Raw genomic sequence first — 26,430 nt, 5'->3', positions numbered from 1 at the left:
GCCTCGCTGTAGGGTTCCACTTATTTTGCGCTCCGCGCAAGGGTAGGCGTTGACCCTATGGCCTGCGCAGTCTAGCTGGCAGGCATGGCACGTGTACCTCTTTTACAGCTCAATGAAATCTCTCTGACCTTCGGAGGCGACCCTGTCTTTGACGGATTGTCTTTGGTGGCGCAACCGGGCGACCGCGTCGCTTTGGTCGGGCGCAATGGCTCAGGTAAATCCACCTTGATGAAAGTCATGGGAGGGTTGATCGAACCCGACCGTGGTGAAGTGATCGCGGGGCCGGGGGTCTCAGTGGGATACATGGAACAGGACCCGGACTTGTCGGGCTACGCCACGCTTGGGGATTTTGCGTCAGCGGGGCTTGATGCTTCCGAGATGTACAAGGTGGAACGGGCAGGCGAAGGGTTGAAATTCGATCCGGCGCGCCCCGTTGAAACTGCGTCAGGCGGGGAACGGCGCCGGGCGGCTTTGGCGCGTCTGATGGCGGATGCACCCGACTTGATGCTTCTGGACGAGCCGACAAACCACTTGGATATCGAAGCGATTGCTTGGCTGGAATCAGAGCTGAAAGCGACGCGCAAAGGGTTCATTATTATCAGCCACGACCGTGCATTTTTGCGTGAACTTACCCGTGCAACCCTTTGGATTGACAGAGGATCTGTGCGGCGACAGGAAAAAGGCTTTGAAGCCTTTGAGGCATGGCGCGACGAGACGTGGGATGAAGAAGACACCCAGCGCCACAAGCTGAACCGCAAGATCAAAGCCGAAGCGCGATGGGCCGTCGAAGGCATCAGTGCGCGCCGCAAACGCAATCAGGGGCGCGTGCGGGCGTTGCAGGAACTGCGCTCTGAACGGGCCAGCCAGATCAATCGTCAGGGTGCTGCGGCAATGGCGCTGGATGCGGGGCCAAAATCTGGTCGCAAGGTGATGGAAGCCACAGGGATTACCAAGGCCTATGGCGACAAAGTCATCCTGAAACCCTTTGATTTGACGGTGCAACGCGGTGACCGGATCGCGTTGGTTGGTCCCAACGGTGTGGGCAAAACCACGCTTTTGAACATGCTGATTGGGCGCGAAGAACCAGACACAGGCACCATCAAACTGGGCACCAATCTGGAACTTGCGTTGTTTGATCAGGCCCGCGACCAGCTTGACCCCGACATGAGCCTTTGGGACAGCCTGACAGGGGACCCGGAGATGCGCGTGTCTGGCAAAGCGGACCAGATCATGGTGCGCGGCCATCCCAAACACGTCGTGGGGTATCTGAAAGAATTTCTGTTTGATGAAGGGCAGGCGCGCGCACCGGTGCGGTCATTGTCCGGGGGCGAAAAAGCGCGGTTGCTGCTGGCCAAGATCATGGCACGCACATCCAACGTGCTTGTGTTGGATGAACCCACCAACGATCTGGATGTCGAAACGCTGGACCTGTTGCAAGATTTGCTCAGCCAATATGACGGCACTGTCCTTTTGGTCAGCCACGACCGTGATTTTCTGGACCGCGTCGCTGTGACCACCATCGCTATGGAGGGCGATGGCAAGGCCACAGTTTATGCAGGCGGCTGGTCCGACTACATCGCGCAACGCCAGCAAGATGATTTCTCACAAAGTGTTGTGAAAACAAAAGGGTCTGCGCCAAAGGTCAGGGATGAAAAAACCGTTAAATCGGGGCTGAGCTTCACTGAAAAGCACCGTTTGGAAACGCTGCCTGCCGAAATGGAGCGTTTGTCCGCCGAGATCGCAAAACTTGAAGACCTGATGAGCGATCCGGAATTGTTCACGCGTGAGCCTGTCAAATTCCAGAAAGCCACCGATGCGTTGATACAGCGCAACGAAAAGCTGCAGGAAGCCGAAGAAGAATGGCTGATGCTTGAGGAAAAAGCCTCAGAGTGATCGCGCAGGGTTGCCGACAACCGTCGCATTTGCCGCGACATCTTTCGTGACAACACTGCCTGCGCCGATGATCGCGCCGTCGCCGATCGTGACGCCGGGCATGATGATCGCACCACCGCCGACCCAAACATCGGCCCCGATGGTCACAGGGTAGGCAATTTCCAATCCTGCTGCACGTTTGATGCGATCTTTATGGTGTTGTGCCGTATAGATGTGGACGCCCGGTCCGAACATGGATCTGTCCCCGACGCGCACAGGGGCTGTGTCCAATATCGTGCACCCCGCGTTGAAATAGACCAAATCCCCCAAATGGATGTTGAAGCCGTAAGGGCAATGAAACATCGTCTCAATGCGCACATCAGCCCCTATGCTTCCAAACAATCCGTGCAGTTTCGGGGCCAGATGGCCACGGTCTTGGGGGGCCATAGTGTTGTGTTCATGGACGGCATCCAACGCCACAGCCCGCAGTGCATCCAGCTCGGCGTCGATACAGGTATACCACTGACCGGTCTTCATTTTCTCCAGTTCGGATGCCATCACCGCATCCGCAATGCGCCGTCCAGCCGGATCACCTCGCCGTTCAGATAGCCCATTTCCACGATAAATGCGGCCAGTCTTGCGTATTCCTTCGGATCACCCAAACGTGCAGGGTTTGGCACGTCTGCGGCCAATGATGCCTGAACGTCCTCGGGCAACCCTGCCAACATGGGCGTCATGAAAATACCGGGCGCAATCGCCATGACGCGGATGCCGCTGGATGCCAAATCGCGCGCCATCGGCAATGTCATGCCCACGATCCCACCTTTGGACGCAGCATAGGCAGCTTGGCCTTTTTGGCCGTCAAAAGCCGCGATTGAGGCAGTGTTGATAATGACCCCGCGTGCGCCATCTGCGTCGGGATCGTTTTGTGCCATGGCTGCTGCTGCCAAGCGTGACACGTTAAAGCTGCCTACCAGATTGATATCAATGGTTTTCTGGAACGCCCCCAACGGATGCGGCCCCTCGCGGCCTACGGTTTTGATGCCCAATGCTATGCCGGCGCAATTCACCGCCGTTGTGATGCGGCCCATTGCTTTGGTCGCCATATCCAAGGCATTTGCCACAGAGGCTTCGTCTGTGACGTCCGTTTGCACAAATGTGCCGCCGATGGCTTCTGCCACAGTCGGGCCGCGGTCCGCGTCGCGGTCCAGCAAGGTCACAGAGGCGCCCAAAGACGCAAAGTGGCGTGCCGTGGCTTCGCCCAGACCGGACGCGCCGCCGGTAATGATTGCCGCTGTTGATGAAATATCCATGGTGCGCCTCGCAGTGAGAAGGGCGATCTGACAAGACCACCTTGATTTGAACATGTGTTCAGTTAATCACGCGATGTCATGCCGTGCAAGGGGCGACCAACGCAACCAAGTTCCCCCCAAGTTGAATGGGCGCGCCCCCGAGCGCAGCTTGAACCTGTTAAGATTTGGTGTTTTGGGGTCCAAAAGCCCCAAGTCCAGCCGCCCGATACCCCGATCACTTAACCAGTTCTGAGCGGTCCATAAAATCAGGTTATGGGCATGATGAAGTCGTCCCAGCGTTGTGGTGTGCCCGATGTGATACGTCGCGCGGGTGGTGCCATGTAACAAAAACAACATTTGCGCCACGGTTTGCCCCTTCAATTTGGCAGTGAAGACCTGGCATTTCTTGGGGGCCACTTGCGCAAATGCCCGTGTCAGCCCGACTGGCCAATTGCGGTAGCCCTGCTTTTGTCCCTGTGCGGCATCAAGATCGGGCAATGCGGCATCTGGCAACATGGGGGCACGCACAACGGTCAGGTCCGAATTTTGTGCATGTCGCAACTGGTTGCGCCATTTTTGATGCAATCCGGCAAAGCGGATTGACTGCGGAACACGCAAGTCGATCTTGGCTGCGCAGGCGGGTTTGCGCAGGCGCAGCCCATACTTACGGGTAAAGGTTTCAGGTGACAGGATGAGGGGAAGGCGATGCAGTCCGACCTGTCGAAGATGGTCGCTTAAGGCTGCACAGGGCGTGGCGCGTGGCAGCATGGCCACGGATATGCCCATGACACGGCGGTGTAGAACAAGGGCACCATCAGGCAAAATAACAGGACCCTGACCACACAGTCGCAAAGCGTCTGCAAAGTCATGGGACTGCATCAAGGATGTGTCAGGGTCGTTGGCCATATCGAACATGGCCGCCATCATGCCGAATTAACCTTAATCAAAGGTAAAATGGCATGGCATTTCCAACTGTGCGGAACATCAGTCAGATTGTGAGCACACCAATGTGTATAGTGTCGGACCCGTTCGAGAGTACTTCAGATCCTGCACGCCGCATCCGGTTCTTCGTGCCATCTTTCCAGCCTCTTTTTCCGCGACTTGCGGCGACGGCAAAGGGTGGCCCCGACGCGTTGTCATGCCGCCGTATCGGATAAAAATGCTGCGAGGCTGCTGGATGTCTTTTGTAGAAAACGCCAGGTAGTGTTTGTCGATATAGCTGATCCCTACCTCGAATGGCATCGATTCACAGGCGGCCATCGCCAGAGCGACGAATTCCCTCGTGTAACGTTCCATCCCCCCCATGCAGCTTGCGTGCAATGGGGCTGAGGCGAACAGGCCTGCTGTAAACGCGAGGGTTCTAGCCCATCTGAACAAGTGCATGTCTTTTCTTCCCTGCTGACAACTTGATAGGCGATGCCAACGCGCCCGCGTCGATCATCATCCCTGCATCCGTCAAAGGCGCGTCATCGATTTTTGCGCCGTTTTCAGAAATCAACCGTTTGGCTTCTTTGCCAGACCCTGCAAGCCCGGATTTGACCAAAAGCTGTACAATGGAAATCCCGTCACCCACATCCGCGGCACTCAGCGTCAAGGTGGGCAGGTCGTCCCCGATCCCGCCTTTTTCAAACACTTCGCGGGCGGTTGCTTCTGCTGCGGCTGCGGCGTCGGCCCCGTGCAGCAAACCTGTGACCTCATTGGCCAGGCGCACTTTCGCGGCGTTGATCTCGGATCCTTCCAACGCGCCAAGGCGGTCACATTCGTCGACAGGCAGTTCAGTATATAGTTTCAGGAAACGCCCCACATCGGCATCGGTGGTGTTGCGCCAGAATTGCCAGAATTCGTAGGGCGACAGCATGTCGGGGTTCAACCAAACCGCGCCAGACTGCGATTTGCCCATTTTCTTGCCATCAGACGTGGTCAAAAGGGGCGAGGTCAGCCCATAAACTTCGCCATCAATCACACGGCGCGTCAGGTCGATTCCGTTGACAATGTTGCCCCATTGATCCGATCCACCCATCTGCATGATGCAGCCATAGCGACGGTGAAGCTCCATGAAATCATAGGCTTGAAGGATCATATAGTTGAATTCCAGAAACGACAGCGACTGTTCACGGTCCAGCCGCGATTTGACACTTTCAAAAGACAACATCCGGTTGATCGAAAAATGCCGCCCGATGTCGCGCAGAAAATCGAGGTAGTTCAGCTCGTCCAGCCATTCGGCGTTGTTGATCATCATCGCATCTGTGGGGCCGTCGCCGTAGTCGAGGTAGGCCGAGAACACCTTTTTGATGCCCGCGATGTTGTCGTCGATGGCAGCCGCGTCCAACAAAGGTCGCTCATCCGCGCGAAAGGACGGATCGCCCACCTTGGTTGTGCCGCCCCCCATCAGGGTGATCGGCTTGTTGCCGGTCTTTTGTAGCCAGCGCAGCATCATGATCTGGATCAGCGATCCGACATGCAAAGACTTGGCCGTGGCATCAAATCCGATGTACCCGGGCATGCCGCCTTTCAAAAGCGCCTCGTCCAACCCTTGATAGTCGGTGCAATCGGCAAGAAAGCCGCGCTCCATCATCACAGTGACGAATTCCGATTTTGGGTGGTAGGTCATGGCTCTTGCCCTTGGTTTGATTTGCGGGGCAATCTATAGGCGCAGGGCAAGAGAATAAAAAGGGGCAAAGGGAACGCGCCATGAGCAAGCTTAAGACAAAAGATGCAGTGGTGCGTGCTTTGGGCGCTATGAGCGGCACGTCATTGGATGGTGTCGATGCGGCGGTGCTGGAAACAGACGGTCATGATATTGTCGGTTTCGGCCCGTCGGAGTACCGGATGTATTCTGCGCAGGAACGGGCGACCATCGCTGCGGGTTTTGGCCAGTGGGCGGGCAGTGATGTTGACGCTGCATCCTCGGTTGTGGACGCGGCCCACGCGCAGGCCTTGCAGGGGTTCGGGGCTGTAGATGTGATCGGCTTTCATGGTCAGACCCTTGCGCATGCCCCGCGCTTGCAAGGCACGTTGCAAGTGGGCGATGGGGCGGCATTGGCACAGGCGCTGAATGCGCCGGTGGTTTGGGACTTTCGCAGTGCCGACGTGCAGATGGGGGGCGAAGGTGCACCGCTTGCGCCATTTTTCCACCATGCCTGCGCACGGTACATCAAGGAAAAGGCGCCTTTGGCATTTTTGAACCTCGGTGGCGTGGGCAACATCACATGGGTTGATCCGCGTATACCGCAACCGCAAACGGACGGGGCTGTGCTGGCTTTTGACACTGGCCCCGCCAACGCGCCCATCAACGATCTGGTGCAGGCACGTTGCGGTTTGGCCTTTGATGACGGCGGCCGGATTGCGGCGAAAGGCACAGTAGAGCAAGGTGCGCTGGAACTGTTTCTGGCTGAACCCTACTTTACCCGAATGCCGCCAAAGTCATTGGATAGAAACGATTTTTCTGAAATGATCGGCTTGGTGTCCGAACTGGATGATGCCGATGCTGCGGCCACATTGACTGCCATGTGTGCGGCGGGCGTGATGGAGGCGATGCAACATTGCCCGTCACCGCCATCCCGCGTTTTGGTCACGGGCGGCGGGCGGCACAATCCGGTGTTGATGCAGATGCTGTCTGTGTCGCTGGATTGCCCCGTTGCAGCCGTGGAAACCGTGGGCCTCGACGGGGATATGCTGGAAGCGCAGGCTTTTGCCTATCTGGCTGTGCGTGTGGCGCGGGGGCTGCCCACATCGTGTTCCAGTACAACAGGGGTGCGGGCGGCAGTGTCTGGCGGGACGCTTAGCTATCCAAGCCCTGCACATAGTCTTTCGTAAAACGCCTGTAGCTGGGCGAGGTCGATTTCAGATGCGGCTGCATGATCGCGTGCAGCTCTGGCAATTGGTGAAACGGCACAGTCGGATAGCTGTGGTGTTCGGCGTGGTAGGGCATATTCCAAGCAATGAAGCGCACCATCCGGGATGTGTATGTGGTGCGCGTGTTTTCCAGCATATCGGCGACAGGCGGGCAATGACCGTGTTCCGCCAAAAGATACAAGCGCAACACCGGTTGACCGATCAAGGCAGGCACAACCCATATCCATAACGCGACGGGCGAAACCGTCAACGACAGTGCAATCAGGGCGTAGAGCCCCAGCAACACACGGGCTTCGCGACGCATGGCACCGTGTTGTCGCGGTGGCAGGTATGGTGCATCCAGTGCGCCAAACGCGTTGGACAAAAGTGTTTTGGCATTGCCCGTCCAATAGCCCCATCCGCTCAGGTACAGCACATAAGCCTTCCATGTTTCGGGACGTCCTGCGCCCGCCAGTTCGGGGTCGCGGTCCGGATCGTTGGTAAACCGGTGGTGGGCCAGATGAAAATAACGGAACCACGTGAAAGGCAAAATCAAGGGCAGGGCGGTCAGATGCCCAACAAAGTTGTTCATCCAGTTTTGTGCAAAAGGCGTATGGTGGGTGCATTCATGGCTAAGGGTGAATAAAAACACGATCAACACCCCTTGGGGGATCATCATCAACGGCCAGAACGGGCCTTGCAACACGATGTAGGCGGTGGCGAAACCCAAAGCCGCGACATACACCGCCAGATGGCGCAGGCCCTTTCGGGTGTCTTTTTGCGTCAAGCTGGCTTTTGTGTCCGGCGCGATGCCTGCGATGATGTCTGTGTGCATTTTTCAGTCTCTTGGAATGTCGAAACCGGGCGCGGCCAAAGTGAAACCGTCAAAGCGGAAGCCGGGCGAGACAGTACAGCTGACCAAGGTGTATTCGCCTGTTGTTGCGGCGGCTTGCCAATGGCCTTTTGGCACGATGATCTGGGGCGCGCCTTTGGACAGGTCAGGGGACAAAACGTGATCTTTGGCGGGGCCTTCGTCCGTGGCAGACAGGGACAATATCAAAGGTGCGCCAGCGTGGTACAACCAGATCTCGGTTGCATCGACATGGTGCCAATGGCTGCTTTCGCCCTGTTTTAAAAGGAAATAGATGCATGTCCCTGACGGGCGGTCGTCTGCCCCTTCCACGGTATCAGCCACCCAGGTCTGACGGTAAAAGCCGCCTTCTGGATGGGGGCTTAGGTTCAAGCGGTCGATGATGTCTTGAGCTGTCATTCACAAAGCGTAAAGGTATCGCAAAGGACTTCCAAGGGGACTTCTATGCATGTGGTCATCATCGGCGCCGGGATCATCGGGGCCAGTCTGGCATATTCGGTCGCGCAGGCGGGGGCGCGCGTCACGGTTGTGGATGCAAGCGGGCCTGCGGCTGCAGCCTCTGGCCGGTCGTTCGGCTGGATCAACGCCAACTTTTTTCATGACACAGATCATTTTCGGCTGCGGGCGGCTGGTATCGACGCTTACCGCAAGCTTTGCAGCGACCTTGCGTTGCCCGTGACGTTTTCGGGATGTTTGTGCTGGGAAGATCAAGGGGCGGCGCTGGATGCACAGGCGCAGGCTTTGGTGGATCTCGGCTATGCGGCTGACATTTTGTCATCCAAGCAGATTGCCGCAATGGAACCGCATATCAAAGCACCGGATCGCGCGTTGTTCTTTCAGGCAGAGGCGGCTGCAGACGCGACGGCCATGACCCACGCATTGTTACAGGCCAGCGGTGCGCGGCGCGTTATGGGATGTGCTGTGGAGGCCATCGAAACATCGCAGGGACGTGCCACCGGGGTGCGCATTGCGGGTGGCGTCTTGAAAGCGGATAAAGTTGTGGTTGCCGCAGGCACGGCAAGCCCCGATCTTTTGTCGCCCATGGGGGTCAACCTGCCGATGTTGCGCCGTCCCGGCGTTATTTTTCACACGCGCCCTTTGCCACGCGTGGTGTCGCACGTCTGCGTGGCGCCGATTGGTGAGTTTCGGCAATGTCCCGATGGGCGTATCGTGATGCCAGCGGCTGTGGCGCATCAGGCGGATCAAAGCAGCGCGATCGACGCCACGCCAGCCGATCTTGCAACGCAAGCCTGCGCCCGTTTGCAAAAGATATTGCCAGATGTCGCACTTGATTGGGAAGAAGCCAACCTTGCCATGCGACCTGTGCCGCAAGACGGATTGCCAGTGGTGGGGGCCTGCGGTGCAGACGGCGTGTTCACGTCAGTCATGCACTCGGGTGTGACGTTGGCGCCAATCGTGGCGCAAATTCTGGCGCAAGAGGTACTGGAACAGCCTTTGACCAACGCGCAGGCTGATCTGATTGCGCCTTACCGTCCGGATCGCTTTCAAAGCGCGTGATCGAAGAACCGCAATGTGTTTGCGAACGCGGGGTCGGGATCATAAAACGGGTCACAGGGTTGGAAACCATTTTTTTCATATAAGGCAATGGCTTCGGTCAATGTGTGCACTGTATCCAAAACCATGCGGGTGTGTCCTTCGGCTTTTGCTGCGGCCATTGCAGCCTGTAGCAATAGCCCGCCAGCCCCCAATCCGCGTGCGGCGTCAGACACATAGATACGTTTGACTTCGCATGGGCCGGACGGGTGTGGATAGTACATCGCACAGCCAACCACATCTCCGTCCAGATCCGCGACCAGAATGTCACCCAAAGGACGCGCATGGATGCGGGGCAAGTCGGCGATCAGGGCCGCATAAGATGTCTTGGAATAGTAGCGTTCCACCATGTCAGGCACGTGACCTGTGCGCCCGATCAACAAGTCGCGGTAGGCCCAAGCCAAAGTGGCAAGGGCCGTCGCGTCTTCGGGCAATTGCGCAGACCGGATGCGCAAGGTCATTTCAGGATGGAACGGCCCGCGTAGTCTGCGGTTTCACCCAAGGCCTCTTCGATGCGGATCAACTGGTTGTATTTCGCCAACCGGTCCGAACGTGCCAGCGATCCGGTTTTGATCTGACCGCAGTTGGTGGCGACTGCAAGGTCTGCGATTGTAGCGTCTTCGGTCTCGCCAGAGCGGTGGCTCATGACGTTGGTGAAGCCTGCGCGGTGGGCCATATCAACGGCTTGCAGGGTTTCCGTCAGGGTGCCGATCTGGTTGACCTTGACCAGCATGGAATTGGCGCTGCCGCGTTTGATACCTTCGGCGAGGCGCGCCGGATTTGTCACGAACAGATCGTCGCCCACCAGTTGCACTTTGTCGCCCAAACGCTCGGTCAGGGCCTTCCAGCCGTCCCAGTCGTCCTCGGACATGCCGTCTTCGATGGAAATGATAGGATAATCCGCCACAAGCGCCGCCAGATAGTCGACGTTTTCCTCCGATGACAGGGTCTTGCCTTCGCCTGCGAAAACATACGCGCCGTCCTTGTAGTATTCGGTAGCCGCACAATCGAGGGCCAGATACATGTCCTCGCCCGGTTTGTAGCCTGCTTTTTCGATGGATTTCAGAACGAAATCCAGCGCATCGCGAGTCGAGCTGATGTTGGGTGCAAACCCGCCTTCGTCGCCGATGCCCGTGGACAGGCCCGCCGCAGACAACTCGCCTTTCAGCGTGTGGAACACTTCGGCGCCCATGCGCACGGCGTCGCGGATGTTTTCGGCCGCGACCGGCATGATCATGAATTCCTGAATATCGATGGGGTTGTCGGCGTGTTCACCGCCATTGATGATGTTCATCATCGGCACAGGCAACATGCGCGCCGACGTGCCGCCCACGTAACGATAAAGCGGTTGGGCACAGTAATCGGCGGCGGCTTTGGCCGTGGCCAGCGACACGCCAAGAATTGCATTGGCCCCAAGGCGGCTTTTGTTGTCGGTGCCGTCCAGTTCGATCATCGCCTGATCGATTTCGACTTGCTCGACGGCCTCGATGCCTACAAGCGCTTCGGCGATTTCGCCGTTGACGGCGGCACAGGCTTCCAACACGCCTTTGCCCATGTAGCGTGCTTTGTCGCCATCGCGCTTTTCCACGGCCTCATAGGCGCCGGTCGATGCGCCCGAAGGCACCGCAGCACGCCCCATTGTGCCATCTTCCAAGATCACATCGACTTCGACCGTTGGGTTGCCCCGGCTGTCCAGAATTTCGCGGGCGTGAATGTCGATGATGGTGCTCATGATGCGTGTCCTTTGGTGGCTGATATGCGCCTTCTACAAGCCCTGACGCTAAGGTTAAAGTGTGGTTTTGACGCGGCGTTCGCGCCAGACGGTATAGATGCCCGAAGCGACGATGATCACCGACCCCAACAATGTCAGCGCATCGGGGCGTTCTTGAAACACAAAGAACCCGACAACCAATGCAAACAACAAACGGCTGTAGCGAAAGGGGGTCACGAAGCTGACTTCGCCCACACGCATTGCGGCGACAATCCCGTAATAGGCAATCACACCGATCACAATCGAACATCCCACCAAAAGCCAGCCTGTGGGCGAGGGCGCAACCCACCACGTATCGTTTACACTTTGCAAGATCAGCGCGGCAGGGATCAGCACCACAAAGGCCAAAAAGCTAAGTTGCATGGACGACATGGATTTGGGGATGCGCCGCGTGGCGATGTCGCGGATGGCAAGTCCCAGCACGCCTTGCAGAGTGAAGAGAGACAGGTAATCAAAGCCCTCCATGCCGGGGCGGATGATCAACATGACGCCAACAAACCCCACCAGAATGGCAGACCAGCGCCGCCAGCCGACTTTTTCGCCCAAAAACACAGCCGCCCCAAGTGTGACAACCAAGGGGGTGGCCTGCAAAATGGCCGAGGCGGTTGAAATAGGGGTCAGGGCAATCGCGGTCACAAACCCCACGGTACCGAACAACTCGCCAAAGTTGCGGATCAGCACAGGGGCGGTCAGCATGTCGCGTGACACAATCGCAAGGCCCATTTGGCGGCAGATGATCGCATAGATAATCGCGCCGCCTGTGGCCATCAAGCCGATGATCTGGCCAATAGGCAGGCTGCCTGCCAGAAGTTTGATGAACATGTCTTCGATGGCGAAGCCAAGCATCGCCAGCACCATGATGCCAGCCCCGCGTAAATTGTCCATGATGCGTCCTTTGCCCGTGTGCCGCACAGGTGTCAGTGAACGTTGGGGAAGTCGAGGCCAATATCAAAGCAGACCGTCATAAGGGGCACGGCAATCCGCGCCGCACCTGCGGGTGTCTTAACGCAGTGCTCCGCGCCTATTCGGTTTCGCCCAGTTCTTGCGTCAACCATCTGCCAAGGTCTGCGGCAGGCAGTACTTTTTCCGGGTGATCGTTGAAAATGATGCTGTTGGGCATGCCGTCAAATGCAGCTTCGCGGGGGTCCTGAACGATGGTACGCCCGCCCACGTCAAAGATCACCTGTGCGCCGCGCATTCCATCTTTGAGCGTGCCTGACAAAACAACAGCCACCGCCCGGTCGCCGTATTCTGCTGCCATGGTCATGAACAATGCATCAATCGACGGGCGAAAACCGGAATCATGCACCAATTGCGACAGCTTCAACGCACCGTTTTGAAAAAAGACATGTTTTGCGCCAGGCACAACATGAATACAGCCGTTTTGTAACACGTCGCCATCTTCAACCTTTTTTACAGGCAGGGGGGTGATGGCTTGCAGAACTTCGGTCAATTGGGAATCGGGCAAACTGTGAACCGCAATAACAATGGGGGCATCCAAATGGGCCGGCCGCTCTTTTATCAGGTCACAAATGGCGCGGACGCCCCCTGCAGATGCACCAATAGCGACAACATTTTTCAGATCGGCAGACGTGTCTTGCACGGTGGGCTCCTTTCAGATGCGAAAACATAAACCCTGCGGCACAAAATGCCGCCTGTGCCACCGCGTTACTTTTTTATCGGCACACCAAACAATTCCAACCGATGGCCGCGCAGCTCATAGCCAAGTTTCTTGGCGATGCGTTCTTGCAGTTCTTCGATGTCGGGGTCCACAAATTCGATAACTTCGCCCGAGTTCATATCAATCAGATGGTCGTGATGTTCGCGTTCGGCGTCTTCATAGCGCGCACGCCCGTCGCCGAATTCCAGCTTATCGAGAATGTTCGCTTCTTCAAACAGTTTCACGGTGCGGTAGACTGTGGCGATTGAAATGCCGGCGTCTATGGCGTTTGCACGGGCATAGAGTTCTTCTACATCAGGGTGATCGTCGCTGTCTTGCAACACTTGGGCTATGACGCGGCGAGGTGCTGTCATGCGCAGCCCTTTGGCTTCGCAACGCTGAATGATGGATTGGCGCATGGGCTGGCGTCTCGTGTTCGGATCGTGGTTCTTCAATGTAGCGACCTTTGCGCACAGGGGCCAGTGGGCAATGGGCTGCGGGTTGACTTATTGTGTGCAAAGGCGCATCTGCCCCCCAAGCGATGCTGTCTGCCGCGTGAGCAGTGCAAGTAAGAGCGGGTCTATCCGCCTCGATGACGGACCAAAACGGTCCTGATGAAACAGCAGCAACGCCGATGTTCCCAAAATCACGCGTGGGGCCGACCCCGTGGTGGCCGCCTTTGTACGTTTGGTGCAATGGCGTGATGTTGCTGCGGCACCCAAGAACGCTGTGGCCTGAGATGATCAGAGCCGCGATAGGACTGATATGAGCGATTTTGACATGATGAACCTGCCACCGAAACTGGTGGCACGGATTGAAGCGATGGGTATCAAAGAACCCACACCGATCCAGAAACAAGCCATTCCACACGGGCTGAACGGCCGTGACGTGATGGGGCTGGCACAAACCGGCACCGGTAAAACACTGGCCTTTGGTGTGCCCTTGGTGGCCCAAATGTTGGAATACGGCCAAAAGCCCGACCCCAAAACAGTGCGGGGGCTGGTTTTGGCACCAACCCGTGAACTGGCCACGCAGATTGCCGAACAATTGCAGGCGCTGACGCAGAAAACCGCCATCAAAACCGCCATTGTGGTGGGCGGCCAATCCATCAACGCGCAAATCAAGCGTTTGGAAAAGGGCATTGACCTGTTGGTTGCGACACCGGGCCGTTTGATCGACCTGATGGACCGCCGCGCATTGCTTTTGGATGAAACGGTCTTTTTGGTCTTGGACGAGGCCGACCAGATGCTGGACTTGGGCTTTATCCACGCGCTGCGCAAGATTTCGTCCATGTTGCCTGAAGATCGCCAGACCATGCTGTTTTCGGCAACCATGCCCAAACAGATGAACGAAATCGCCAACAGCTATCTGAAATCGCCAATTCGCGTGGAAGTGTCACCTCCGGGCAAGGTGGCAGATAAAGTCACGCAGGAATTGCACTACATCGCCAAGGCTGAAAAATCCAAGCTGCTGATTGAGTTGCTCAGCGCCCACAAAGACGAACGCGCTTTGGTATTTGGCCGCACAAAACATGGCATGGAAAAGCTGTCGCGCAATCTGGAAAAGGCTGGATTTGCAGCAGGCTCCATTCACGGCAACAAATCCCAAGGCCAACGCGACCGTGCGATTGCGGCCTTCAAGGCAGGTACGATCAAAGTGCTGGTGGCCACAGATGTAGCAGCGCGGGGCTTGGATATTCCAGACGTCAAACATGTTTACAACTACGAACTGCCCAATGTGCCAGACAACTATGTCCACCGCATCGGCCGGACTGCGCGGGCTGGCAAAGACGGTGCCGCGGTGGCATTCTGTGCCCCTGACGAGGTCAAGGAATTGCGCGACATTCAGAAAACTATCGGGAAACCGATCCCCGTGGCCTCTGGTCGGGCATGGGAGCCTTCTGAAGAAGAAAAGCCCAAACAACGCGGGCGTGGCGGACGCCCCGGTGACAAACCGGGCGGGCATCGCAGTGGCGGGCGCGGCAAACCCGGCGGCGGTGCAGGACATTCGGGTGGTGGTGCGGGCAAGCCCGGTGGTGGCAATCGTCGTCGGCGCAAGCCAGCCCCCAAGGCTTGATAGGTTGCCCTGCATGTCCTTCGCTTTTTGCCAGGGACTGATCTAAACTGGACCGCGCCCTGACAAATGGGCGCGGTTTTTGCTTTTGTGGGGTTTGATATGACTTGGATGACGCGGCTGACCGGACTTGCGACAGAATCCCATGCGCAAGTGCAAAAGCATTTGCACATGCAAGCAGACAAACTGATGTGCGCGCCCAATGGTCAGCATTATGGGGCAGGGCACTTGACCATGCCGCGTCTTTCAAAGGTACAACAGGCGCCAATACGTGCCACAGGCCCGCTGAGGGTGCGTGAAGTTGTGGCAGACGTTCAAGCGTTGCACACAGACCCCGCCAATGCGGGGGCTGTGTTTCAAGTGGCTTCGCAGTTCAACATGCTGGAAATGGTGTCGCCTCGGGTCTCGCCGGAACAGGGTGTGGGCATTTACGAACACGACCATACCCAAGGACCGGCTTGCGCAATTGCCTGTGGCGCAGGCACGATTTTTCGCAACTACTTTGTAGACGTGGACGGGTGTGGGGTATTGGGACAAACCGAAAGCAGACAGTTGAACGGGTTGTCGGGGATTGACGCCGCACTGGACAACACCCGCCACGGTTATTGGGATATGGTGAACGGCTATATGATCCCGAAACCCGGTGGTTTGGACAGGTTGAACGCGGTTTTGACCGCGATGGACGATCAAAAGCAACATGCGCTGCTTGGGGCTTTGGCTGTGGGGCATCACGCAAACGTCGAAGTGACACTGGGCGGTGCAGGACATTCTGTCACCCAAATCTATTGCAGCGCATTGCCTGTGTCCTATTGCGCAGACCCCGATGTGGCGTGGTCGATTTTTGCGCGACTGGTCTTGAAAGGCGCATATGAGGCGACTTTGCGTTTGGCGGTGCAAAATGCGGCGCTCACGGGCAATAATCTTGTGTTTTTGACACTTCTGGGTGGGGGCGCATTTGGCAATCGCGCGGATTGGATTGTGGATGCGGTGCTGCAGGGGTTGGCATGTGTTGCAGACAGCGGACTGGACGTGCGCATTGTAAGCTACGGCGGGTCAAGCGCTGTGGCACAAGATATCTTGACACAGTGGCACGCATAGCCCGCACGTTTTGGTGTGTAGGCTAGGGTCAGGACCCATTAATTCTGCGCCGTCAGCGGCAATTTCACAAGATTTCAGTGGTTTGGGGCGTGCCGCAAATAGTAGTTCTATTTGCAAGCGTTCCACGACGCTGAAATGAAGTGAAATCGTCGCCCTCTGGGTTTGACGGATTTTCCCGCTGACTGCGTCACATCTGTTTGAAATAGAACCACTATTCTTGCACAAGATGCTTCTTGTCAGCGAAAAAATCTGTCAAACTGACGGCGCAGAATTAATGGGTCCTGACCCTATGCAAGTTGATGTGGTGTCAGGTGTAAAGCGCAGGCTCTCCGAGCTTTTCGTGAATTTGGTTAACCGTCTGAGGGGTCACGTTCAGCGCGTTGCTCAGCTGATCCAGATATTGCGCTTCGGCTTGGCTGTCCAAATCAATGCCAAGAACAGAGACCGCGTAAATCTGTTCTTCCATGCCGGCGGGCACCTGCGACGCCAAACCGTTCACATCGACGGGTGATTGCATTTCTGATTGCACAAAAGCGGCTTCTTCGGTGTCGACCTCTTCGCCCAACTGACCCAAAAGCGCGTCGCGTTCGGCGTCGTCAAAATTCCCGTCGCATTTTGCAGCTTGGATCATGGCGCGCAGCATCAATGCTGCTGCGGCTTCCTGATCGGCAGAGGGTTCAATTTCAGGTTCTGGTGTTTGCGAAAATGCCGAATTCAGCACAGAGCCGAAGCTGTCGTTGCTGGTGGCGGGCTTGTTGCCCAAGGCGCCTGCCAGTCCGCCCAGAAGCCCACCGGCGCCTGCGGCCCCTGCCAGACCGCCCAAGACATCGGACAGGCCCCCGCCAGAACTGTTGTTCGCGCCACCACCAAGGCTGTCCAGCAGACCGCCCAAACCGCCTGAAAGACCGCCCGCAGCTTGTTGTGTGCCGCCCAGTAATCCGCCCAGCAAGTCCTGAACACCACCGCCAGCACTGGCCGCTGTTTGACCACCGCCACCCAGAAGCCCGCCCAGCAGATCTGCAGCACCACCACCACCGCCGCCGCCTGACAATCCGCCCAATAGTCCGGCAAGACCACCACTGCCGGCTTGCGCGGCCGCAGGTTTGGCTTTTTTGGATGCAGCGACGCCGATAGCGACTTGGGCCAGTGTTTTCATCAGACTCATGACAGTGTTCCCTGTGTAAATTGGATTCGTTTGGGTTAATTTGGCAGATTTTGCAGCTTATGCACACAAATGCCTGTCCCAGAGTGTTTTTGAGACATCTGCGGCGGCGCACCCCGTCGGCCACCATGTGCAGCTTTGATCCGGCAAGTGATTGACTTTGTTTCGGTCCTGCCGCTTGCTGCGCCCATGGAACGCAAAGCGCATCTCGATCAGTTTGGCACGATTGCCTTGACCGCATTCGCCTTGAATTTGGCGGTGAATCAGGTGGTGGTTAAAGTCACAAATGGCGGGTTAGAGCCGGTTTTTGCAGCCGGACTTCGATCTGTTGGCGCGGTGATGGTGCTGACGCTTTGGATGTGGTGGCGTGGTGTTTCGCTGCGGTTGTCGATGGTGACCCTATGGGCGGGGGTCTTGTCGGGTGTGTTGTTCGCCGCAGAGTTCACCGCACTTTTCACGGCCATCGATTTGTCCACTGTGTCGCGTGTTTCCATTATTTTCTATTCCATGCCTGTCTGGTTGGCACTTGGCGCCCATGTGTTGTTGCCGGGCGAAGCTTTGACGGGCAAACGGGCGTTGGGGTTGCTTTTGGCAATGTCAGGTGTGGTGCTGGCGATTTTTGAACGCGATCAGGTTCAGGTCAGCTGGTTGGGCGATGCGTTGGCGCTGTTTGCGGCGATGTGTTGGGCTGCAATCGCGCTGGGCGTCCGTTTGACGCCATTGGCCAAAGTCCCGCCTGCCCAACAACTGTATTGGCAACTGATCGTATCCGCGCCCATTTTGCTGCTTCTGGCGCCCTTGTTCGGGCCGTTGGTGCGCGACATAGCGCCCATTCACCTCGTGGGGCTTGCCTATCAGATCATTGCCGTTGCCAGCTTGGGGTTTTTGGCGTGGTTCTGGCTTATGTCTGTTTATCCCGCGAACACGGTGGCGTCGTTCAGCTTTTTGTCGCCGGTGTTTGCCGTGATCCTTGGGTGGTTGGTTCTGGACGAACAGGTGGGGGTGCAAATTTGGGCCGCTTTGGGTCTGGTCGCTGCCGGAATATTCTTGATCAACCGGCGGTAGGGGGCGCTGCCCCCCGCGCTGTTCGCGCGTTCCCGGGATATTTTTAGCGAAAAGAAGCGTTACGTGCCGCAGAACGTCGCCGGCACGATTTGCTGTGTCGTCGGGGCGCTGTGCAGATCAGGGTCCGTGGATGTGTAGGGCGTCTTCAGGGCTTTGTTCAGTCGTTCAAGCGGTTCGTAGTCGCCTGCAACTGCGTGGGAAATCATGTCTTCAATGCGGTGGTTGCGGGGAATGACCTGGGGGTTGCACCGCGCCATTGTTGTTTGTGCATCGGCTTCGGATTGCAAACGCGCCATCCAATCTTTTTCCCAAGCATCAAAACCGTCGCGGTCCACAAATTGGTCCCGTGCGGTGTCCGTGCCAAGTGCTGCAAAGGTGTTGGTGAAATCCGCTCCATCTTTTTGCATCAAGGCCAGAAGATCGTCGATTAGTACACGGTCTTCGGTTTTTGCGCCCACCAAGCCGATCTTCTGGCCAAAACGGGTGAGCCACTGTGCTTCGATCCGGTCCGGCATCGCGTGCACAATCGCTGTGGCCTGCTCCAATGCCGCTTCTTTGTTGTCCATCTGTTGCAAAAGCGCCGTTGCAAATTGTGCCATGTTCCACACCGCGATCCCCGGTTGGTTGCCATAGGCATACCGCCCTTGAGCATCGATGGAGCTGAACACACGCCCCTGATCGAAACTGTCCATGAAGGCGCAGGGGCCATAGTCGATGGTTTCCCCTGAGATGGTGCAGTTGTCGGTATTCATGACACCGTGGATGAAGCCCACAGACATCCAAGCAGGAATAAGTGCCGCCTGCGCGTCACATACCGCTTGTAGCAGCCCCATCGGCCCGTCTGCTTCCGGATAGTGCCGGGCGATGGCGTAATTTGTCAGTTGCGTCAAAGGCGCGATCTGCCCGCGATGCGCAAAAACCTGAAAACTGCCCACTCGCAAATGGCTTTGGGCCACACGGGTCAACACCGCCCCAGGCATTGCGCCGGTATCACGGTAAACGGTGTCTCCGGTACCCACGGCGGCCAAAGCGCGTGTTGTCGGAATGCCCATAGCATGCATTGCTTCCGAGATCACGTATTCACGCAGCACTGGCCCCAACCATGCGCGCCCATCGCCCATACGGCTGTAGGGCGTGGGTCCTGATCCCTTAAGCTGGATGTCGCGTCGTATCCCGTCCGTGCCGACGGTTTCCCCCAGCAGCACCGCGCGGCCATCGCCAAGCTGTGGATTGTAATTGCCAAACTGGTGTCCGGCATAAAGCTGTGCAAGGGGGGCGGCCCCGTCAGGCACTACATTGCCAGCAAAGATCTGCGCCATATCCGCGAGATCCCCCGGCTGAACCCGCAAAAGCTGTGCAAGGCTTTCGTTAAACGCAATCATATAGGGGGCACTGACGGGCGTCGGATTTTGCGCACTGTAAAAGGTGTTTGGCAGGCCCGCAAAGCTGTTGTCGAAGGGAATTCTCAGGGTCATGGGCCTAGCCTTTGGGTGAAATAGGTCAGAAGCGTCGTGTCATAAGGTGATAATTGGGTCGCAACGCAAATCCTGCACGGGCGTAAAGACGCTGGGCGGTTTCATTTGTTTGATCAACTTCAAGGTGCAAGGCCTTTAGTCCGGCGCCTGCAAGCGCACGCGGCAAACTTAGAAGCGTTTCGGAGGCGATGCCGCGTTTGCGCACGCCGGGGCGAATATAGAGCTCATCGATGAAACCGTCCAAGCCGCCAAACTCGACCGACCAGCCAAAGGTGATCACGATATAACCGATCGCGGCCCTGGGGGGGCCAATCAGGTAAACCACGCCGTGGGGAATACCGTCCAGCAAAGGGGCAAGACCCGCGCGGCGCATATCGTCGGATTGCGCGATGCCTTCTTCGGCGTGAAAGGCGGCAACCAGGATCATCAAACGGTCAAGATGCTCGGGGGTCGCAAGGGTCAGGGCCGCGCTCATACGTAGTGTTCCAATGCTTTGGCTTCGGCCTTTTTTATCCAGTCGGATTTGCAATCGCCGTAGCTGTGTGTGTCACCCGGATGCAGGGCAGCACATCTGGCTTTTTCGCGGGTGTAGACGGCGCGTAAAATGCCGTTGTCGCGCAAGGCATCGCGGAAGGCGAGGTGGCGTGCAATGTCTTTGTGGTCTTGAGGGTAACAATGGGCCTGAACTTGCCGAGCGCCAGTGACCGGATCGTCACGGCGGGCATAGTGCCGCCCTTCAAGGCCAAAAGCGCCCATCCATTCATAGCCCAATGATGTCACGGCATCTGCTGCTTCGGCTGCATGAGGCTGCGTGTCAAAGATCGGCATCAGATCAATCACCGGTTTCGCAGGCAACCCCGGCACAGAGGTCGACCCGATGTGGTGAATGGTTTGTAAACCCACAAGTTTCAAAGCCCGCCATTCATCGCACAGCGCTTGCGCAACAGCAGGCCAGTTTGGGTCTGGCGCAACAAGAATGGTCACAGACGCGCCAAACGCGTCGTCAAAAGCGCGAAGAAAGCATCGGCATCAAGGTCTCCGATGAACAGCGCGTTTGGGGGGCGGTCCGTTACACCCCACCAGTCGGTCACCGTCATGCCCATCGTCAGCTCGGATTGTGTTTCCACCACCACATTGACCTTTCGGCCACTGAAAATATCGGGGCGTATCAGATAGGCCGTCACACACGGATCGTGTAACGGGGCGGCCGCAGATCCGTATTTTTCCTTGTCGAAGCGTTCAAAAAAGTCGGTCATTTGCGCAACCGCGACACCGCAAGGGGTGCCAAGGGCGCGAAATGCGTCGTTGCGCGGTTTGGTCACAAGGGCTTTGTGTGTGACATCAAGGGGCATAACCACAATGTCCACGCCGCTTTTAAACACAATATCAGCCGCTTGCGGGTCAACGTAGATGTTGAATTCGGCAGTTGGGGTGATGTTGCCGACTTCAAAATATGCGCCCCCCATCAGCACAATCTGTTGCACGCGCTGGGCAATGTCGGGGGCTTTTTCAAAGGCGGTGGCGATGTTTGTCAGCGGCCCCAACGGGCAAAGCGTCACGGTGCCGGGTGCTTCGGTTCTGAGGGTGTCGATGATGAAATCAACCGCGTGTTGGTCTTGCAGGGGCATCGCGGGATCTGGCAGGTCCGGACCGTCAAGACCGGTTTGCCCGTGCACGTGTTCCGCCGTTACAAGGTCGCGGCCCAACGGGCGATCACAGCCCACATAAACAGGCACATCCGTTTTGCCCGCCAGTTCGCAAATTTTGCGGGCATTTTTCTGGGTCAGATCAAGTGGCACATTGCCTGCGACGGCAGTGATGCCCAAGACTTCAAGGTCTTCGGGGCTGGCGAGGGCCAGTAAAATAGCGACGGCGTCGTCCTGACCGGGATCCGTGTCGATGATAATCTTGCGAGGGGGCATGTGGTGTTTTGGCCTTTTGTGCTGTGGCGCGGACTGTCGCAAGCCGGTTCGGGGTTGTCCAGACACATCGCGGTGACGGGTATTGTGGGTAGCGTTTGGCAGATCAGGTGGGGCGGTTGGCTTTCTCGGCGCGTTTAACGTCATTCCACGCCGCGTCCATTTCCTGCAGATCGCTGTCTTGTGGGGTTTTGCCTTTTTGGGCAAGGGCGGCCTCTACGCCTTCAAAGCGGCGCGTGAATTTGGCATTGGCGGCCCGTAAGGCGGCTTCTGGTTCTACGCCTAAATGACGGCCAAGGTTGGCCATGACAAACATCAGATCACCAAATTCCTCGGTGACTTCTGCGTGGGTCAGCGTATCGCGTGCTTCGACGAGTTCTGCGGCTTCCTCTTGTATTTTATCGATCACCTGATCGGTGCTGGGCCAATCAAAGCCAACACGGGCGGCACGTTTTTGCAGTTTGAACGCTCGCAAAAGTGCTGGCAGGCCGACGGCAACACCATCCAGCGTCCCGCCTTGCGCTTTTCCAGCGCGTTCTGCGGCTTTTATCGCCTCCCAGTCGCGAGTTTGTTGTTCGGCGGACTTGTCGCGTGATTCGTCGCCGAAGACATGGGGATGTCGCGCCACCATCTTGTCGCTGATGTTGCGGACCACCGATTGAAAGCTGAAATGTCCCAGTTCTTCGCCGATGGCGGTGTGATAGACCGATTGGAGCAGCAAATCGCCCAATTCGCCTTCCAGATCCGCCCAATCGCCGCGCTCGATCGCGTCGGCCACCTCATAGGCTTCCTCAATCGTGTAAGGGGCAATGGTGTCAAAGGTCTGCTCGATGTCCCAAGGACAACCTGTGGCAGGGTCACGCAGGCGGCGCATGATCTCAAGCAGACGGTCGATGCCCGCATTCTGGTCGTGGATTAGTGCATCTTCCATTGCAGCCCCCTGCGGTTTCGGTTTGGATGCACCAAACCTTATTCAGGGCAAAGGAGTCCACCCATGGCCATCGTTAATCGTATAGCAGGCTTTGCCGAAGACATGGCCGCGTGGCGGCAGCACTTGCACACCATTCCCGAATTGGGGCGCGAGTGTCACAAGACGGCAGCGTTTGTTGTGGAAAAGCTGCGTGAATTCGGGATCACTGACATTCACGAAGGATTTGCGACAACGGGTGTTGTGGCGATTATCGAAGGGCAGGGACCGGGGCCGACAATCGGGTTGCGGGCAGACATGGACGGCTTGCCCATCGTCGAGGCCACGGGGCTGGATTATGCATCCACCCACGACGGCCGGATGCATGCCTGCGGTCACGACGGGCACACCACCATGTTGCTGGGCGCCGCCAAATATCTGGCCGAGACACGCAATTTCTCGGGCCGTGTTGCATTGATTTTCCAGCCCGATGAAGAAGCCACCGGCGGGGCCGAAGCCATGGTCGAGGAAGGCATTATGGACACCTTTGACATCGCGCAGGTCTACGGCGTGCACAATGCGCCCGATTTTCCGGTGGGCCAGTTTATGACGACGTCCGGCCCTCTGATGGCGGCTGCGGATTCGGTGCATATTACCATTCAGGGGCAGGGCGGGCACGGCGCCAACCCCCACGACGCCATAGATCCTGTGGTCGCGGCCTGTTCCATCGGCCAAGCGATCCAGACGATTTCCAGCCGTAACATGGACGCGTTCAAGCAGCTGGTCATTTCGCTGACGCAAATCCACACCGGTTCGGTGGAAAACGTCATCCCTGACACGGCCTACATGAATTGCACCGTGCGCACCTTCGATCCCGAGATCCGCGACATGGCCGAACGCCGCCTGCGTGAGATTGCCGAAGGTCAGGCCGCCAGCTTTGGCTGCACAGTCGATTTTGTGTACCACCGCGGCTACCCGCCCACTGTGAACACAGAAGTGGGCGTGGCGCTGGCCACAGACGTGGCGCGGAATGTTGTGGGCGCGGACGCGGTTTTGGACAATGTGGAACCCGTCATGGGGTCTGAAGATTTTTCCTACATGCTTGAGGCCCGCCCGGGCGCGTACCTGTTTTTGGGCCAAGGCAAAAGCGCATCGCTGCACCACCCCGAATACAATTTCAACGATGAAGTGGCCCCTGTCGGTGCGTCCTTCTTTGCGCGGCTGGTGGAAACGGCGCAACCGGTGGCGGGATAACGTCATGGGATTGGAAGATGCAAAAAGTCAAGTAGATCATGGGTTTACCCGCGATGACCTAAAAGGGCTGACCAATGAAAACACCTTTGGTGGGGCGCTGTCGTTTCTGCGTCGGCGCTATACCAAGGACCTGACCCACGCCGACATCGCTGTGACAGGTGTGCCGTTCGACCAAGCGGTCACCAACCGCCCCGGCACACGGCTTGGGCCGCGCGCAATCCGCGAAGCCTCTGCGCTGCAAGCCCCTGATGCGCCCTACGGCTGGCCCTTTGATGTGCTTTGTGAAATGGCCATCGTGGACTATGGCGATCTGGCGTTTGATTACGCCAATATTCCTGCCTTTCCTGCGGCCTTGACCGATCATATCGCGGGCATTCTGGCGACGGATACAGCATCTGTGACCTTGGGCGGTGATCATTACATCAGTTTTCCGATCCTGAAGGCCTATGCCGCCAAATACGGTCCCATGTCACTGATCCAAATCGATGCGCATACCGACACCTGGGCGGATGATAATATGGACCGCGTCGATCACGGCACGATGTTTTACAAAGCCGTGAAAATGGGGCTAGTGGACCCTGCGCGGTCGGTGCAGATCGGCATTCGCACCACGAACGAAGACACATTGGGCGTCAACATCATCGACGCGGCCACCGTGCATGACATCGGCCCCGTGGAAACCGCGCGACGCGCGCGTAGTATCGTGGGCGACCATCCTGTCTATCTGACCTTTGATATAGACGGATTGGACCCCGCCTTTGCGCCCGGCACAGGAACCCCTGTTTGGGGGGGGCTCAGCAGCGCACAGGCGGCGCGACTGTTGCGTGAATTGGCGGGCATCAACATCAAAGGCGGTGACGTGGTGGAAGTGTCCCCGCCTTTTGATACAACGGGGGCCACGGCGATTGCGGGCGCCCATGTCGCAACAGAGCTGTGTTGCCTGCTGGGATGGAGACTGCGCAATGGCGGATAAAAATCAACCGATCAGTGGCAATGCGCTGGCCCGTTTTTCTGGTCCTAACACATTTATGCGTCTGCCAGCGGTCAACGACCTGAAAGGTCTTGATGTGGCGGTTTTGGGCATTCCCATGGACATCGGTACCTCATGGCGGTCCGGCACGCGCTTTGGCCCCAAGGAAGTGCGCAGCCAAAGTGCGATGTTGCGGCCTTATCATATGCAAACGGGGGCCGCGCCCTTTGACAGCCTACAAGTGGCGGACATTGGCGATCTGGCGATCAATACATTTTCCCTAAGTGACAGTTTGCGCATTATTCAAGATAGTTACGATGCGATCTTAAACTACGATGCGATGCCTATGGCCATCGGGGGCGATCATTCAATCACTTTACCCATCCTGCGGGCGATGGCCAAACGGCACGGGCCTGTGGCCTTGGTGCATGTGGACGCCCATGCGGATGTGAACGACGAAATGTTTGGTGAAAAGGAAACCCACGGCACGGTGTTCCGCCGCGCCTATGAAGAGGGGTTGATCGTTCCTGAAAAGACGTACCAAGTCGGCCTGCGCGGCACAGGGTACGGTGCAGATGATTTCAAAGAAGCGGCACGGTGGGGCTTTCAACAATTCCCCAGCCACGAACTGTGGCATCGTCCACTGGACACTTTGGGCGCTGAAATCCGGCGCGATATCGGGGATGTGCCCACATACATCACCTATGACATCGACAGCCTTGACCCGGCCTACGCCCCCGGTACCGGAACGCCAGAAATTGGTGGGCTAACCACACCGCAAGCCATGCAACTTATTCGTGCGTTGCGTGGCGTCAGTGTTGTGGGCTGCGACCTTGTTGAGGTATCGCCGCCCTATGACACGTCTGGAAATACGGCGCTGGTCGGGGCCAACATTCTGTACGAAATGCTGTGCATTTTGCCCGGGGTGGCCTACCGATAATGCCGATTTTGATGATGTGACGAAAGCAACATGAAAAAAGGTGTGGGTATGGCGATTTGGGGAATATTGCTGCTGGTTGTGGCGGGGCTGGCTTACATCCGGTTGGCGCCGTCTGATCCGGCGCGTTGGCACACTGCGATTGAAGCCGACAGCGACAAACGCTTCGCGGCGGGTGCTATTCGGGTGACGCAGGCAGGTCCAGATGCGCTGGCTCTTGTCGATAAGGCTGCACAGGCTTTGCCGCGCACGTCACGTTTGGCCGGATCGGTTGAGGACGGGCACATCACCTACATCACACGGTCCAAATTGATGGGGTTTCCTGACTACACAACGGTTCAACAGGCAAACGGGACGTTGAAATTGCACGCCCGTTTGCGGTTCGGGCGTTCAGATCTTGGCGTCAATGATGCGCGATTGCGGCAACTGCTGGCGGCTTTGCCCTAGGCCGGGCCGCACGTCTGGCCCCATGCTGGACAAACACCCGTTTTGCACTTCGCGCCACATTGGCACGTTCAGCGACATCTGGCACTGGGCTGTGAACATGCGCCCGTCAACATGCAGGCAAATGCTTTGCCCCAATTCAATGCGGGCACCTGATGTATCGGTGCAATAACACTCGACCGTTTTGCCGCTGGGACTGGTGACGTCAGCGGCTACAGGAAAAGCCAATAGGCTCAGGAATAAAACGCCATATCTCATGTGGTGAAGCTTAT

At 57.3% G+C, this 26,430-nt stretch carries 28 protein-coding genes; 10 read left to right on the top strand and 18 right to left on the bottom strand.

Annotated elements, in window-relative coordinates:
* Window positions 1-84 precede the first annotated feature (84 nt).
* A complete protein-coding gene (locus tag ASD8599_RS11535) occupies window positions 85-1,893 on the top strand; it encodes an ABC-F family ATP-binding cassette domain-containing protein (RefSeq protein ID WP_108828673.1) in 1,809 nt (602 codons plus the stop codon).
* Here the strand turns inward: ASD8599_RS11535 and ASD8599_RS11530 are convergent.
* The 4 genes from ASD8599_RS11530 to tyrS all read right to left on the bottom strand — a co-directional run bounded on the left by ASD8599_RS11530 (window position 1,885) and on the right by tyrS (window position 5,775).
* Entirely contained in the window at window positions 1,885-2,430 is a 546-nt protein-coding gene (locus ASD8599_RS11530; protein WP_181364472.1) for a sugar O-acetyltransferase, read from the bottom strand. The genes ASD8599_RS11535 and ASD8599_RS11530 overlap by 9 nt on opposite strands.
* The gene (locus ASD8599_RS11525) at window positions 2,430-3,185 is read right to left on the bottom strand and encodes an SDR family NAD(P)-dependent oxidoreductase (RefSeq protein ID WP_108828671.1); all 756 of its coding nucleotides are present in this window, start codon (window positions 3,183-3,185) and stop codon (window positions 2,430-2,432) included. Before ASD8599_RS11525 ends, ASD8599_RS11530 begins: the two co-directional genes overlap by 1 nt.
* Window positions 3,186-3,251: 66 nt before the next feature.
* A complete protein-coding gene (locus ASD8599_RS11520) occupies window positions 3,252-4,091 on the bottom strand; it encodes a GNAT family N-acetyltransferase (RefSeq protein WP_108828670.1) in 840 nt (279 codons plus the stop codon).
* Between the two features lie 433 nt (window positions 4,092-4,524).
* A complete protein-coding gene (gene tyrS, locus ASD8599_RS11510; RefSeq protein ID WP_108828668.1) occupies window positions 4,525-5,775 on the bottom strand; it encodes a tyrosine--tRNA ligase in 1,251 nt (416 codons plus the stop codon).
* An 80-nt stretch (window positions 5,776-5,855) separates the two neighbouring features.
* Between tyrS and ASD8599_RS11505 the strand changes: the two genes are divergently transcribed.
* Window positions 5,856-6,980: an anhydro-N-acetylmuramic acid kinase gene (locus ASD8599_RS11505; protein WP_108828667.1), complete on the top strand. Its 1,125-nt coding sequence runs from the start codon at window positions 5,856-5,858 to the stop codon at window positions 6,978-6,980.
* On the opposite strand, the gene ASD8599_RS11500 is transcribed toward ASD8599_RS11505, so the two are convergent.
* Together ASD8599_RS11500 and ASD8599_RS11495 are read right to left on the bottom strand one after the other, a co-directional pair.
* Entirely contained in the window at window positions 6,946-7,833 is an 888-nt protein-coding gene (locus tag ASD8599_RS11500) for a fatty acid desaturase (protein WP_108828666.1), read from the bottom strand. The genes ASD8599_RS11505 and ASD8599_RS11500 overlap by 35 nt on opposite strands.
* Before the next feature lie 3 nt (window positions 7,834-7,836).
* Window positions 7,837-8,268, bottom strand: a complete 432-nt coding sequence (locus ASD8599_RS11495; protein WP_108828665.1) for a cupin domain-containing protein — start codon at window positions 8,266-8,268, stop codon at window positions 7,837-7,839.
* Window positions 8,269-8,313: 45 nt separating this feature from the next.
* Between ASD8599_RS11495 and ASD8599_RS11490 the strand changes: the two genes are divergently transcribed.
* The gene (locus ASD8599_RS11490; protein ID WP_108828664.1) at window positions 8,314-9,387 is read left to right on the top strand and encodes an NAD(P)/FAD-dependent oxidoreductase; all 1,074 of its coding nucleotides are present in this window, start codon (window positions 8,314-8,316) and stop codon (window positions 9,385-9,387) included.
* Here ASD8599_RS11490 and ASD8599_RS11485 read toward each other — a convergent pair.
* The 5 genes from ASD8599_RS11485 to ASD8599_RS11465 form a co-directional block, all read right to left on the bottom strand.
* Window positions 9,375-9,884 carry a GNAT family N-acetyltransferase gene (locus ASD8599_RS11485; protein WP_108828663.1) on the bottom strand — a complete coding sequence of 170 codons (510 nt, stop codon included), beginning with the start codon at window positions 9,882-9,884 and terminating at the stop codon, window positions 9,375-9,377. The genes ASD8599_RS11490 and ASD8599_RS11485 overlap by 13 nt on opposite strands.
* Window positions 9,881-11,155 carry a phosphopyruvate hydratase gene (gene eno, locus ASD8599_RS11480; protein WP_108828662.1) on the bottom strand — a complete coding sequence of 425 codons (1,275 nt, stop codon included), beginning with the start codon at window positions 11,153-11,155 and terminating at the stop codon, window positions 9,881-9,883. The genes ASD8599_RS11485 and eno overlap by 4 nt, the downstream gene beginning before the upstream one ends.
* Before the next feature lie 54 nt (window positions 11,156-11,209).
* Window positions 11,210-12,079 (bottom strand): DMT family transporter, encoded by an 870-nt coding sequence (locus ASD8599_RS11475; protein ID WP_108828661.1) that lies wholly within the window; start codon window positions 12,077-12,079, stop codon window positions 11,210-11,212.
* Window positions 12,080-12,215: 136 nt separating this feature from the next.
* On the bottom strand, window positions 12,216-12,797 hold the full coding sequence (locus ASD8599_RS11470) for a chemotaxis protein CheB (RefSeq protein WP_108828660.1): 582 nt from the start codon (window positions 12,795-12,797) through the stop codon (window positions 12,216-12,218).
* Between the two features lie 65 nt (window positions 12,798-12,862).
* The gene (locus ASD8599_RS11465) at window positions 12,863-13,273 is read right to left on the bottom strand and encodes a Fur family transcriptional regulator (RefSeq protein ID WP_108828659.1); all 411 of its coding nucleotides are present in this window, start codon (window positions 13,271-13,273) and stop codon (window positions 12,863-12,865) included.
* A 346-nt stretch (window positions 13,274-13,619) separates the two neighbouring features.
* Between ASD8599_RS11465 and ASD8599_RS11460 the strand changes: the two genes are divergently transcribed.
* Window positions 13,620-14,930, top strand: a complete 1,311-nt coding sequence (locus ASD8599_RS11460; protein ID WP_108828658.1) for a DEAD/DEAH box helicase — start codon at window positions 13,620-13,622, stop codon at window positions 14,928-14,930.
* Between the two features lie 99 nt (window positions 14,931-15,029).
* Entirely contained in the window at window positions 15,030-16,025 is a 996-nt protein-coding gene (locus ASD8599_RS11455; protein WP_146188217.1) for a hypothetical protein, read from the top strand.
* A gap of 307 nt (window positions 16,026-16,332) precedes the next feature.
* Here the strand turns inward: ASD8599_RS11455 and ASD8599_RS11450 are convergent, their stop codons facing one another.
* Window positions 16,333-17,190, bottom strand: coding sequence for a DUF533 domain-containing protein (locus tag ASD8599_RS11450; protein ID WP_108828656.1), 858 nt, complete (start codon window positions 17,188-17,190; stop codon window positions 16,333-16,335).
* Window positions 17,191-17,376: 186 nt separating this feature from the next.
* On the opposite strand from ASD8599_RS11450, the gene ASD8599_RS11445 reads away from it, so the two are divergent.
* Window positions 17,377-18,252 carry a DMT family transporter gene (locus tag ASD8599_RS11445; protein ID WP_108830145.1) on the top strand — a complete coding sequence of 292 codons (876 nt, stop codon included), beginning with the start codon at window positions 17,377-17,379 and terminating at the stop codon, window positions 18,250-18,252.
* A gap of 59 nt (window positions 18,253-18,311) precedes the next feature.
* Here ASD8599_RS11445 and ASD8599_RS11440 read toward each other — a convergent pair whose 3' ends face one another.
* The 5 genes from ASD8599_RS11440 to mazG all read right to left on the bottom strand — a co-directional run bounded on the left by ASD8599_RS11440 (window position 18,312) and on the right by mazG (window position 22,577).
* Window positions 18,312-19,727 (bottom strand): protein adenylyltransferase SelO, encoded by a 1,416-nt coding sequence (locus tag ASD8599_RS11440; protein ID WP_108828655.1) that lies wholly within the window; start codon window positions 19,725-19,727, stop codon window positions 18,312-18,314.
* 25 nt (window positions 19,728-19,752) lie between these two features.
* Entirely contained in the window at window positions 19,753-20,202 is a 450-nt protein-coding gene (locus ASD8599_RS11435; protein ID WP_108828654.1) for a GNAT family N-acetyltransferase, read from the bottom strand.
* Entirely contained in the window at window positions 20,199-20,711 is a 513-nt protein-coding gene (locus ASD8599_RS11430) for a GrpB family protein (RefSeq protein ID WP_108828653.1), read from the bottom strand. The genes ASD8599_RS11435 and ASD8599_RS11430 overlap by 4 nt, the downstream gene beginning before the upstream one ends.
* Window positions 20,708-21,649: a nucleoside hydrolase gene (locus ASD8599_RS11425; protein WP_108828652.1), complete on the bottom strand. Its 942-nt coding sequence runs from the start codon at window positions 21,647-21,649 to the stop codon at window positions 20,708-20,710. The genes ASD8599_RS11430 and ASD8599_RS11425 overlap by 4 nt, the downstream gene beginning before the upstream one ends.
* A 103-nt stretch (window positions 21,650-21,752) precedes the next feature.
* On the bottom strand, window positions 21,753-22,577 hold the full coding sequence (mazG, locus tag ASD8599_RS11420) for a nucleoside triphosphate pyrophosphohydrolase (protein WP_108828651.1): 825 nt from the start codon (window positions 22,575-22,577) through the stop codon (window positions 21,753-21,755).
* Window positions 22,578-22,640: 63 nt separating this feature from the next.
* Between mazG and ASD8599_RS11415 the strand changes: the two genes are divergently transcribed.
* The 4 genes from ASD8599_RS11415 to ASD8599_RS11400 are packed head-to-tail and all read left to right on the top strand — an operon-like array spanning window position 22,641 to window position 26,161.
* Complete coding sequence (locus ASD8599_RS11415) at window positions 22,641-23,807, top strand: M20 aminoacylase family protein (protein ID WP_108828650.1); 1,167 nt, start codon at window positions 22,641-22,643, stop codon at window positions 23,805-23,807.
* A 4-nt stretch (window positions 23,808-23,811) separates the two neighbouring features.
* Complete coding sequence (speB, locus tag ASD8599_RS11410; RefSeq protein WP_108828649.1) at window positions 23,812-24,780, top strand: agmatinase; 969 nt, start codon at window positions 23,812-23,814, stop codon at window positions 24,778-24,780.
* Window positions 24,770-25,717, top strand: coding sequence for an agmatinase (speB, locus tag ASD8599_RS11405; protein WP_108828648.1), 948 nt, complete (start codon window positions 24,770-24,772; stop codon window positions 25,715-25,717). The genes speB (ASD8599_RS11410) and speB (ASD8599_RS11405) overlap by 11 nt, the downstream gene beginning before the upstream one ends.
* A gap of 48 nt (window positions 25,718-25,765) precedes the next feature.
* Complete coding sequence (locus tag ASD8599_RS11400; protein ID WP_245926014.1) at window positions 25,766-26,161, top strand: DUF1499 domain-containing protein; 396 nt, start codon at window positions 25,766-25,768, stop codon at window positions 26,159-26,161.
* Here the strand turns inward: ASD8599_RS11400 and ASD8599_RS11395 are convergent.
* Window positions 26,105-26,416 carry a hypothetical protein gene (locus ASD8599_RS11395; RefSeq protein ID WP_108828646.1) on the bottom strand — a complete coding sequence of 104 codons (312 nt, stop codon included), beginning with the start codon at window positions 26,414-26,416 and terminating at the stop codon, window positions 26,105-26,107. The genes ASD8599_RS11400 and ASD8599_RS11395 overlap by 57 nt on opposite strands.
* Window positions 26,417-26,430 lie beyond the last annotated feature (14 nt).

Origin of the sequence: Ascidiaceihabitans donghaensis (genome assembly GCF_900302465.1) — a bacterium.
Taxonomy (GTDB): Bacteria; Pseudomonadota; Alphaproteobacteria; order Rhodobacterales; family Rhodobacteraceae; genus Ascidiaceihabitans; species Ascidiaceihabitans donghaensis.
Note: the sequence above shows the minus strand (reverse complement) of the source record. Positions and strands in the feature narration are given on the sequence as shown.